7 protein-coding genes are annotated in these 11472 nt (G+C 75.8%); 4 read left to right on the top strand and 3 right to left on the bottom strand.

Annotation, left to right across the window (positions count from 1 at the left end; translation table 11 throughout):
- Positions 1-4836 (bottom strand): beta-ketoacyl synthase N-terminal-like domain-containing protein (locus tag AB0C69_RS27915; protein WP_360358175.1); only part of this gene is annotated, 4836 nt, incomplete at its 3' end.
- A 276-nt stretch (positions 4837-5112) separates the two neighbouring features.
- Between AB0C69_RS27915 and AB0C69_RS27910 the strand changes: the two genes are divergently transcribed.
- The 3 genes from AB0C69_RS27910 (at position 5113) to AB0C69_RS27900 (ending at position 8213) form a co-directional block, all read left to right on the top strand.
- Positions 5113-6843, top strand: coding sequence for an HD domain-containing protein (locus tag AB0C69_RS27910; protein ID WP_360358174.1), 1731 nt, complete (start codon positions 5113-5115; stop codon positions 6841-6843).
- 32 nt (positions 6844-6875) lie between these two features.
- Positions 6876-7319, top strand: coding sequence for a universal stress protein (locus AB0C69_RS27905; protein WP_345178550.1), 444 nt, complete (start codon positions 6876-6878; stop codon positions 7317-7319).
- 66 nt (positions 7320-7385) lie between these two features.
- Positions 7386-8213: a hypothetical protein gene (locus AB0C69_RS27900; RefSeq protein WP_360358173.1), complete on the top strand. Its 828-nt coding sequence runs from the start codon at positions 7386-7388 to the stop codon at positions 8211-8213.
- On the opposite strand, the gene AB0C69_RS27895 is transcribed toward AB0C69_RS27900, so the two are convergent.
- Together AB0C69_RS27895 and glnII are read right to left on the bottom strand one after the other, a co-directional pair.
- Complete coding sequence (locus AB0C69_RS27895) at positions 8194-8829, bottom strand: hypothetical protein (protein ID WP_360358172.1); 636 nt, start codon at positions 8827-8829, stop codon at positions 8194-8196. The two genes, AB0C69_RS27900 and AB0C69_RS27895, sit on opposite strands and share 20 nt — an antisense overlap.
- Before the next feature lie 162 nt (positions 8830-8991).
- Entirely contained in the window at positions 8992-10005 is a 1014-nt protein-coding gene (gene glnII / locus AB0C69_RS27890) for a glutamine synthetase GlnII (RefSeq protein ID WP_345178555.1), read from the bottom strand.
- Between the two features lie 422 nt (positions 10006-10427).
- Here glnII and AB0C69_RS27885 point away from each other — a divergent pair.
- Positions 10428-11472, top strand: a 1045-nt coding sequence (locus AB0C69_RS27885) for a right-handed parallel beta-helix repeat-containing protein (protein ID WP_360358171.1), incomplete at its 3' end; no start/stop codon positions are given.

Raw genomic sequence — 11472 nt, 5'->3', positions numbered from 1 at the left:
CGAGCCGCCCGGGCCGGGGCCCTCGACGCGCTCGGCGGACCGGAGCGCGCCCGCCGGGTACGCGCCGTCGGCGGTGCGGACGAGATGGCCGTTGACGATCCAGCCGGGCGCCGGGGCGGGCTCGGCGGGCAGCGGGCGGGCGTCGCGCCCGGCGAACAGGGGCAGCGGGTCGACCGGGACGCCCGCGGCGGCCAGCTCGGCGAGCGCGCGCAGCAGCCCAGTCAAGGCGCCGCCGCCGGGCGCATCGCAGCTCACGACGGTGTGCGGCCGGTCCCCGAGGATCGCGGCGACCAGGCCGGTGAGGAACCGTCCGGGGCCCGCCTCGACGAAGGTGCGGGCGCCCGCCGCGTACATCGCCTCGATCTGCTCGACGAAGCGGACCGGCGCGGCGAGCTGCCCCGATAGGACGGCGGCCAGCTCGGACGGGTCGGTGTCGTAGGGCGCCGCCGTCGCGTTCGACCAGACCGGGAACGCGGGCGAGCGCAGGTCGCGGCCGAGCAGCTCCACGCGCAGGCCCTCCGGCGCGGCGGCGGCGAGCGGGCCGTGGGCCGCGCACGCCGCCGGGATCCGCTCGGCGCGCAGGCCCGCCTCCGCCAGGACGCGCAGCGCGCGGTCCAGCCCCGCGGAAGTCCCGGCGATCACGACCTGGCGGGGCGCGTTGTGGTGGGTCACGGCGACGTCGCCGCTCTCCCCCAACGTCTCCCCCAACGCGTCCAGCACCTGCTCCGGCGTCGCTCCCACGGTCGCCGCCGCGCCCCCGCCGGGCCCGGCCGCCGCCAGGACCGCCTCCGCCCGGGCGGCGCTCAGGCCGATCATGTCGGCGTCGTCGAACACGCCGGCCGCGCAGAGCGCGACGAGTTCGCCGCAGCCGTGCCCGGCGGCGAGGTCGGGGTGCACGCCGACCGCGGTCAGCAGCCGGTGGACGGCCAGCCCGGCGATGCCGAGCGCGGGCTGCGCGACCCGCGTGTCGGCGATCTCCGCCCGGCGGCGGCGGGACTCCGACCGGGTGAACGCCGCGGGCGGGAACATCGCGGCCGCGTACCGTCCGCCGGCGTACCGAAGCAGGCGCTGGAGGCGGGGGAACGCGACGAAGAGGTCCGCGAGCATCCCGGGCCGCTGGCCGCCCTGGCCGGGGAACAGGAACGCGACCTGCCCCGGCTCCCCGGAGGGCAGGAAGACGCCCGGCGCCGGTCGGAACGCGGCCGCGAGTGCGAGCTTGTCCCGGAGGTCCTCCAGGCTTGAGGCCACCAGCGCCGCCTGCACCGGGCCTTCGAGCGAGGCGGCGGTCCTGGCGAGGTCGCGCAGCCGGGGCCCGGCGGGCAGCAGCGCAGAGAGCCGGTCGATCCCGGCGCGGGCGGCGGAGCGGTCGGCGCCGCGGATCAGGAACAGCTCGGCCGGCCACTCGTCCAGCCCGGACACCGGCTCGGGGGCGCCGTCGTAGCCGGACAGGACGGCGTGGAAGTGCGCGCCGCCGACGCCGAAGCCGCTGAGCCCCGCGAACCGCCCGCCCGGTTCGGCGGCCCACGGGCGGGCGGCGCCGCCGAACGCGAGCGGGCCGTCCGGCGCCCACTCCGGATTCGGCCGGGCCAGGTGCAGCGTCCCCGGCAGCACGCCCGTGTGCAGCGCGTACACGGTCTTGATGAGCCCGGCGACGCCCGCGGCGCACCCGGTGTGCCCGATCTGCGACTTCACCGAGCCGAGCGTGACGCTCCCCGGCGCGGCCCCGGCGAACACCGAGGCGAGGGCCGCCAGCTCCGCCCTGTCGTCCGCCTCGGCTCCGGCTCCGTGCGCCTCGACGAGCCCCACGGAGGCGGGTGCCACGCCCGCGCGCTCGTAGGCGCGTTCGAGGGCGCGGCGCTGCCCCTCGGACCCCGGTGTGGCGAGGTCGGGGGCGCGTCCGCCGGCGGCCCCGGCGACCGACTTGACCACGGCGTAGATCCGGTCGCCGTCGCGTTCGGCGTCGGCGAGGCGCTTGAGGACCACGCACCCGACGCCCTCGCCGAGCGCGACGCCGTCGGCGGACGAGTCGAACGCGGCGCAGCGCCCGGACGGGGAAAGCGCGCCCGCCGAGGCCGAGAGCAGGTAGTCCTGGACGCCGGCGCGCAGGTCGGCGCCGCCGCACAGCACCATGTCGCTGGTCCCGGCGGCGAGCTCCTTGCAGGCGGCGTCGAGGGCGGCCAGCGACGAGGCTCCCGCGGCGTCCACCGTGTGGGCCGTGCCGCCGAGGTCGAGCCGGTCCGCGATCCGGCCGGCGATGACGCCGGTGAGGACGCCGGGGAAGGAGTCCGCGGTCGGGCGCGGCAGCCGCTCGTCCAGGCCCGGGGGCACCTCGCCGTAGTAGGACGGGAGCGTCGCGCGCATCGCGTACGCGGTGCCGAGGTCGCCGCCCCCGGCCGCGCCGAAGACCACCGACGTCCGGGCCCGGTCGAACGGGCGGTCGGCGTACCCGGCGTCCGCCAGCGCGCGGGACGCGACCTCCAGCGACAGGAGCTGGACCGGGTCGACGCCGCCGAGCGCGCCGGGCGGGATGCCGTGGGCGAGCGCGTCGAACGGGACGTCGGGGATGAAGCCGCCCCGCTTCGACGGCGTCGCGCCCTCCCCGGACGGCGAGTAGTGGATCCGCGGGTCCCAGCGGGTGACCTCGGTGACCGCGTCGGCGCCGCCGACGATGTTCGCCCAGTAGCTCCCGGTGTCGCGGGCCCCCGGGAAGACGCAGCCCATGCCGATGACCGCGACGTCGGCCGGGCGGGCCGCGCCGGCGCTCGCCACGGGTCCGGCGACGCCCAGCTCGGCCGCGCGGGCGGCCAGGAAGGCGGTCGCGCCCGAGGTGACCTGCTCGTGCAGGTCGGCGATCCGGGTCGGGGCCGACCGCAGCGCGGCGACCTGCCCGATCATGTAGAGGCCGTCGGCGCGCTGGACGCCGTCGTCCACCGGGGTGCCGCGGCGCAGGCCCTTGCTCGCGACGCGCAGGCGGCCGAGGTTCAGCTTCTCCAGGCGGCGCCACACCTCCCGCCGCGGCGTGCCGACCTGCTCCAGCTCGCGGCGGGTCTCCTCGAACGTCCGGACGTAGGGGGTGCGGGCGCAGCGGGTCACGAGGCCGGGCGCGGTCTCCAGCAGGGCCGTCCCGCCGCAGCCGAGCGCGACGTCCTGGAAGCCCGGCAGGATCGCGCCGGCCGCGACCGCCTCGGCGGTGAACAGGTACGCGGTGCCCATCAGCACGCGGACGTCGGCGCCGCGCTCGGCCAGCGGCCCGGCGAGCGCGGCGACCATCGCGGCGGACCGCGCGTCGTGCACGCCGCCCGCGAACATGACCGACAGCTCGCGCGGGTCGCCGCCGAACGCCTCCAGCCGCTCGACCTGCGCGTCCCACAGCGGGAAGCTCGCAAGCGGTCCGACGTGCCCTCCGCATTCGGCGCCCTCGAACACGAACCTGCGCGCGCCCTCGGCCAGGAACCGCTCCAGCTGCTCCGGCGACCGGGCGTGCAGGTAGGTGCGGATCCCCTCTGCCTCCAGTGACGCGGCCTCCAGTGACGCGGCCTCCAGTGACGCGGCCTCCAGTGACGCGGCCTCCGCCGGGCAGCCGGCCCCGATGATCGCGTAGGGCGGGGCGGCCTCGCGGATCGCGGCGAGGTGGGCCTCCCGCAGCTCCGGCGGCGCGGTCCCGAGGACGCCGACGCCCCAGGGACGCCCGCCGAGCCGGTCGGCGGTCTCGCGCAGCAGCTCCCGCACCCGGTCGGGGTCCGCCAGGCCGAGCGCGAGGAACGGCAGGCCGCCGTCCTGCGCGACGGCGCCGGCGAACGCGGAGGTGTCGCTGACCTGCGTCATGGGACCCTGCACGACGGCCGGTTCGGCGCGCGGCGCGAGGGGCTCGGAGCGCACGGCGGCCCGCAGGTGCAGGTCGATCTGCTCCCGGACGGCCCGCACCACTCCCCCGGCGGTCCTGTGCCGCCCGGCCAGCGAGGCGGCGAGCGGCGCGTCCTGCCCGACGGGCAGCGGACGCCGCCCGGACCCGGGCGCGCCGGGCGCCGGGTGGACGCGGTGCCCGTCGACGACCGCCGTCCCGGTGCCGTCCATCGCCGACAGCCTGGCGACGATGTCGGCGGACGGCTCAGCCTCCCGGACCAGCGCGAGCTGGACGTCCAGGACGACCCCGGCCGCGCCCCCGGCCACCGCCGCCGCGGCCGAGTGCGGCCCGATCCCGCCCGCCGCGTACACCGGGACGTCCACGTCCGCCGCGGAACCGGCGCCCGCGAGGAGGTGCTGCAGGAGCACGAACGCGGTCGGCTCGCCGACGCGCCCGCCCGCCTCGCCGCCCCGCGCGACCAGCCCCACGTCGTCGGTGATCTCCCGGGCGGCGGCGATCGCGGCGGCGGCCTCGTCCGGGTCGACCACCTCCACCAGCAGGCGGCGCCCGCGGGCGAACCCGGCGACGTCCGGCGCGCCGTCCGCCCCCGGCGCGGGCGAGCCGAGCTGCGCTGTCCCGCCGAGCTGCGCTGCCCCGCCGAGCAACGCTGCCCCGCCGAGCAGCGCTGCCCCACCGAGCAACACGGGCGCGTCGACCAGGACGGTCGCGGCGGCCGCGGGGACCTCGTCGGGCCGGATCCGGCACCCGGCGGGCACGCGGACGCCGAACGGGCCCTTCCACCAGCGGCCGACGTCGGCGAGGGCGGCGAGCCCGGGCGCCCGGTCGGCGCCGAGGTCGAGCACGCCGGTGCCGCCCGCGCGGGCGACGGCGACGGCGAGGTGGGGCGCGGGCCGGCCGAACGGGGCGACCCCGATGATCTCGGTCCGGGGCCGCTCGCCCCGGCCTGCGTCCCGCCCGCCCCTGCCCGCCATGCACAGCCCCCCGACGTCCCGCGCGGTCCGGCGCGTGACCGGCGCGGCTCGCAACAACGGAGCGCCACACTACGGTCGGCGACGGCATGATCACGGGGACGACACACCCGGGGGCGCGTTGATGGCGGCCCGGCGAAGGAGATTGGAACGTCCCTTGACGCGCGGCGGGGGCCGGAGGTGGCCCCGGCCTGGGTCTCCCGCCGCCGCGGCCACATCGCGCATAATGGCGATCACAGTCCGTGGCGGTGTGCCGCGGACGGGCCAGGCGGGGGCGCGATGGCGACGCTGAATCCGGCGACGGGACGGTTCCGCCTCCCCGCGCGGCGGCGGGAGGCGGCGGGAGGCGGCCCGGACCCCGTGCGGGCCGCCCTCGCCCCCCTGCTCGCGGCCCATCGCGCCGCCCACCCCGGCGGCGCCCTCCCTGGAGCGGCCGAGGCCGAACTGCTGCGCGGGTACACGGTGGCCGAGCGCATGCACCGCGGGCAGCTCCGCAAGTCCGGCGCCCCGTACATCACCCATCCGCTGGCCGTCGCGCTGATCCTCGCCGGCATGGGGCTGGACACCACCACCCTGGTCGCCGCGCTCCTGCACGACACCGTCGAGGACACCCCGTACACGCTCGGCGAGGTCCGCGCCGACTTCGGCGACGAGATCGCGGTGCTGGTGGACGGCGTCACCAAGCTGGACGGCCGGCGCTGGGGCGACCGCGCCGAGGCCGAGACGTTCCGCAAGATCGTGCTGGCCGCGGCGGCGGACCTCCGGGTCCTGGTGATCAAGCTGGCGGACCGGTTGCACAACCTGCGGACGCTGCGCCACCAGCCCGAGCACAAGCGCGCCCGCTACGCCCAGGCGTCCCACGAACTGCTGGTCCCCTTCGCCGAGCGGCTCGGCATCCACGTCCTCAAGCGGGAGATGGACGACCTCGCCTTCGCCGCCCGTGACCCCGGGGCGCACGAGGCCACGCGGCGCGCCGTCCGGGCGGCGCTGAGCGTGGCGGGCCGCACGTTCGGGCCCGCCACGGCGCTGCTGCGCCCCTCGCTCGCCGAGCACCGGGTCAGGGCTCGGGTGGAGGTCCGTCCGTCGCACCTGTACGCGGTGCACCAGTCGTTCGGCGGCGGCCTGGCCGGGCTGCGGCCGTGCGAGGCGGCGCGGCTGCTGCTGGTGGTGGACGGCGCCGAGAGCGACTGCTACATCGCGCTCGGGGCCGTGCACGCCGCGCTGCACCCCGTGGCCGGGCAGGTCCGCGACTTCATCGCGACGCCGAAGGACAACCTGTACCGGTCGCTGCACACCCGGGTGATCAGCCCGGACGGCGACCCGTTCGAGGTGATCATCCGCAGCGAGGCGATGCACCCGGTCGCCGAGTACGGCATCGTCGCGCACATCCGGGACGCGGGCCGCGACACCGGTCCCACCGTCGCCGAACGCCGCGACCTGGTGTGGCTGAGCCGGCTGCTGGCCTGGCAGTCCGACGCGCCGTCCGGCGAGTTCCTGGACCGGCTCCGCGCCGACCTCGCCGCCGGCAACGTCGCCGCGTTCACCACCCGCGGCGACATCGTCCCGCTGCCCGCGGGCGCGACCGCGCTCGACTTCGCCTACGCGCTCGGTCCCGGCACCGGCGACCGCTGCATCGGCGCCGTCGTCAACGGCCGGCTCGCGCCCATGTCGGTGCAGATCCGCAGCGGCAACGTCGTGCAGATCCTCACCGACCCGGCCGGCGCCCCGTCCGAGGACTGGCTCGGCTTCGCCGTCTCGGTGCCCGCCCGCGTCCGCATCCAGCAGCGGCTCGCGCTGCGCCGCGCCGAGGAGGACGCCGAGGCCGGCCGGCGCCGCCTCGTCCGGGCGCTGGCGGAGCGCGGCGTCGACCTGCTCGCCGCCGAGGCGCGCGGCGACTCCCTGGCCGTCGCCCGCGACCTCGGCTACGGCGACGCCGACGCGATGTACGGGGCGCTCGGCACCGGCGCCCTCGGCCTCGACGACCTTCTGGCCCGGTTCGTCCGGCCCTGAACCGCCGATTACGCTGGTCCCGTGGTGATCACATGAGACCGTTCGAGTACGGCGTCGACGGACCGAAGGTGATCGTGGCCGGAGTGGACGGCTCCGAGACGTCGCTGCGCGCCGGCGCCTACGCGTGGGGCCTCGCGCGCCGCGCCGGCGCCCGGCTCGTCGTCGTGCACGTCACGTCGGTCGCCTCGATGGGCACCCTCACCCCGGGCGGCGCCGCCGCGCTGCGCGAGACCGCCGAGGAGGTCACCGCGCAGATCCGCGCCGAGCTGGAGGCCGCCGCCGGGCGCGAGCAGGTCCGCTACGACCTCGTCACCGAGCTGGGCGACGCCTACACCGTGCTCGCCCGCGTCGCCGACGAGTCCCGCGCGGACGCCGTGATCGTCGGCGCGTCGGCGCAGGCCGGGCACCGGCTCATCGGATCCGTCGCCGTCCGGCTGGTCAAGGCGGGGCGGTGGCCGGTGACCGTCGTGCCCTGACCCCGGTTCGGCCCCCGCTCGCGGGGAAGGGCGGGGAGGACGACGGCGACCGGGGCGGAGGCGGCGATGGCGGATCCCCTACTGACGGAGATCGGCTGGGCGGGGACGGCGCTCCGGCTGGCCGGCACCCTCGAACCCGGCGGCGCCGTCCGCGAGATCGAGCTGCTCCTGCGCGAGCGCGACGGCGACGGCCTGCTGCGCGTGCCCGCCTCGGCCCGCGAGCGGGACGGGCGCGTCGCGTTCGAGGCGGAGGTCGACGTCGCGACCCTCGCCGGCGGGAACCCGCTGCCCGGCGGGCTGTGGGACGTGAGCCTGTCGGTCGGCGCGCCGATGGAGACCTCCGTCGTCCCGCTCGGCCCGGGCCGCGCGCCCGGCCTGGACGCCTCGCCCCTGCGGCGGTTCCTGCCCGGCTCCTGCACGGTGATCGCCTACTTCGGGGCCGGCGGCGCCCTCGCGATCGACGTCGGCGGCCGCTCGCACGTCGCCGGATCCGTCGCGGCGGACACGCTGAGCTGGAACGAGGAGCGCGAGGAGATCGTCGTCGCCGGGCATCTGGACGTGCGGCGGAGCGGCAGGCCGGTCTCCGGGACGTTGATCATGACCGAGCGCCGCTCGCGGCACGTCTACGAGGTCATCGCGATGCTGGAGGAGCGCCCGGACCGGCTCGGCTACCGGGCGGTGGTGCCCGCGACGCGGGCGTTCGTCGACGACCCGCTGCCGCGCGGGACCTGGGACGTCTCGCTGTGCCTCGGCTTCTCCGGGATGCACCGCGAGGTGCGGCTGCTGGCGCCGGACGAGCCGGTGGACGTCCAGGTGTGGCGGCGCCTGCGGCACGTCCGGGTCGTCTCCACCGCGGCGCCCGGCCCGCTGACGATCACGGTCGGTCGCGTCTGAACGGGCGGTCCCACGGGGACTGCCGGGACGTCGCCGCGACCACGGCGCACAGCAGCGCCACCACGGCCGACCCGCCGGCCAGGTTGATCGCGGACGTGGCGAGCGCCGCGTCGAGGCGGGCGTGCAGGGTGAGCGGCAGGATCGCCAGCAGCGCGACCGCGATCCCGCCGATCCAGGCGAACGCCCGGACCGGGCGCGCCGCCGACGACAGCAGCAGGTGCATCAGCGCGGTGGCCTGGATCACCGCCGCCGCGGCGCACAGCGCGTAGCTCGTCGCGGCGGGCGCCGCCGCGGTGTGCCCGCCCGCGAACACCGGCACCTCGACGCCGAACGCCGACCGCAGCCCGATCGTCACCGCGAACGCCGCGCCCCCGCCGACCAGCGCGGCGGAGACGCCCGTCCACCACAGCGGGCGCAGCGGCGCGCCGGAGCCCTCCCTGGAGATCTCCTCGTGCAGCGCGACGAAGTCCTCGTACCGTCGGGGCGGCGCCTCCATCGGCCGCCGCCGCGCCGCGGAAGGACAGCGGAACGAGCGTTCCCACGGCCGTGGCGCTGGGCGGCCGGCGTGCCTGCCCGGCAGGCCTCCGGAGTTCCGCCCGAAGGATGAGTCGGGCATGTTCCCTCCCCCGGTGCGACGTAGGTGTGCTACCCGTCGCCGCAGCAAGGAATTCGCCCAACCTCACCATTTTGCAGATGTTTGGCCGCGTTCCCCCTTATGGCAGAACACGGCGGATCCCCGGGAAGCCGCGCTTCCCGGGGATCCGTTTCGCCGGAATCGTCAGACCAGGCCGGCCTTCTCCAGCGCCGCGCAGCAGGTGCCCGTGATCAGGCGGGTCACCACGTACGGGTCGACGTTGGCGTTCGGGCGGCGGTCCTCGATGTAGCCCTTCTTCTCCACCTCGACCTGCCACGGGATCCGCACCGAGGCGCCGCGGTTCGACACGCCGTAGCTGAACTCGCTCCACGGGGCGGTCTCGTGCATGCCGGTCAGCCGCCGCTCGATGTCGGCGCCGTACCCGGCGACGTGCTCCTGCGCCTTCTCGGCGAGCGCCTCGCACGCCGCGATGATCGCGTCGTAGCCCTCGCGCATGGCCTTGGTCGAGAAGTTGGTGTGCGCGCCGGCGCCGTTCCAGTCGCCCTCGACCGGCTTCGGGTCGAGGGTGGCGGACACGTCGTGCTCCTCGGCGATGCGGTACAGCAGCCACCGGGCGATCCACAGGTGGTCGCCGACCTCGATCGTCCCCGCCGGGCCGATCTGGAACTCCCACTGGCCGGGCATGACCTCGGCGTTGATGCCGGAGATCTTCAGCCCCGCCGCCAGGCAGGCGTCCATGTGCTGCTCGACGATGTCGCGGCCGAACACCTCGTCCGAGCCCACACCGCAGTAGTAGAAGCCCTGCGGGGCCGGGTAGCCGCGCTCCGGGAAGCCGAGCGGGCGACCGTCCTTGAAGAAGGTGTACTCCTGCTCGATGCCGTACCAGGAGTCCTGCGCCGCGAACTGCTCGGCCACGGGCCGCAGCTTGGCGCGGGTGTTGGTCTCGTGGGGCGTGCCGTCCACGAGGTACACCTCGCACAGCACCAGCTTGTTGTCACCGCCCCGGATCGGGTCGGGACAGGAGAAGACCGGCTTGAGCACGCAGTCCGAGTGGTCGCCGGGCGCCTGGTTCGTGCTGGACCCGTCGAACCCCCAGTCCGGCAGCTCGGCGCCGTCGGCGAGAATCCTCGTCTTCGACCGCAGCCGCGCGGTCGGCTCGGTGCCGTCGATCCAGATGTACTCGGCCTTGTAGCTCAACGTCGGTCCCTTCGTTCGCTGCCGGGCCTTTGCGGGTTCGGCCTCACAGAACGTGCCAACCGGGCATTTCGCGTCTGTTGCCCGTTTGTGAACGGCGTGTAACACGCGAGACGACCTGCTGAGACGTTGCTCACACCGGCGCCGCACCGCCGCTCCCTCCGTCCGACACACCGCCCGACACACCACCCGACACACCGCCCGACACACCGCGCGGACACCGCCCCCGACCGCCCAAATCGGCATTTAACGTCCCATGAAATGGCGTGCCACCATTTATCAGACGCTTCTCACTCACTTGACGAAACCTTCGGATGTTTCTTTACTTCTCGCTCACCCGGTCGTGCCATCTCTTCTGTTCAAGATGAGCGAGGACGCGCCACTCCGGCGCGTCCCCACCATTGGCAACAGAACGGGGAAAAAGGATGAGGCGGACTCTCGCGGCCTCGCTCGGTACGGCCGTCGCGCTGGCGGGGCTGGCGTCCTTCGCACCGGCCGGGCACGCCGCCGACGGCGGCAAGGGCAGGCGGATCCACATCGTGCGGCCGGGCCACTCGATCCAGAAGGCCGTCGACCGCGCGCGGCCCGGCGACGTCATCCGGCTCGAGGCCGGCGCCTACGAGGGAGGCGTCCTCGTCCGCAAGCGCCTGACCATCGAGGGGGACGGCGACAGGACCGTCCTGCACCCGGGCCGCAGGGACCACTGCGCCAAGGCCGGCGCGGCGGGCCAGGGCATCTGCGTGATCGGCCACCGCGAGCACCCGGTCAGGGACGTCACGATCAAGAACCTGAGCGTCCGGGGCTTCAAGCAGAGCGGCGTGTACGGCCTGTACACCGACCGCCTCACCGTCGAGCGCGTCCTCGCGGCGCGCAACGGCGAGTACGGCATCACGGAGTTCCGCTCCACCCGCGGCCGCTTCGTCAAGAACCGCGCCATCGACAACTCCGCCGACGCGGGCTTCTACGTCGGCGACATCCAGAACGCGCGCGGCACCGTCGTCGCCTACAACCACGCCTCGGGCAACGCGATCGGCCTGCTGGTCCGGCACGCCCGCCACGTCCAGGCCTGGGAGAACGAGCTCGTCGGCAACTGCACCGGGGCCGCGCTCGTCAACGACGACCAGAAGGGCGGCCAGGGCGACACCAAGCTCTGGAAGAACAAGATCGCGAAGAACAACCGCTTCTGCCCGCAGCACGAGGACGTCCCGCCGCTCGGCGGCACCGGTGTCCTCGTCTTCGGCGGCGACCACAACACGATCGAGAAGAACGCCGTGCTCGGGAACCGGGGCAGGCTGCCCTACTCCGGCGGCATCGTGCTGTTCCCGAGCCCGAAGGGCGAGCCCGCCCGGTACAACCTGATCAAGTTCAACCTCGCGAAGGGCAACGCCCCCTTCGACCTGGTCGACCGGAGCGGCAGCAGGACCAACCGCTTCATCGGCAACAGGTGCCGCACCTCGGACCCGCGCGGCC

This window comes from Actinomadura sp. NPDC048032 (assembly GCF_040653175.1).
Taxonomy (GTDB): domain Bacteria; phylum Actinomycetota; class Actinomycetes; order Streptosporangiales; family Streptosporangiaceae; genus Spirillospora; species Spirillospora verrucosospora.
The sequence above is the reverse complement of the archived record's forward strand: the minus strand, read 5'-3'. Positions and strand labels throughout refer to the sequence as shown.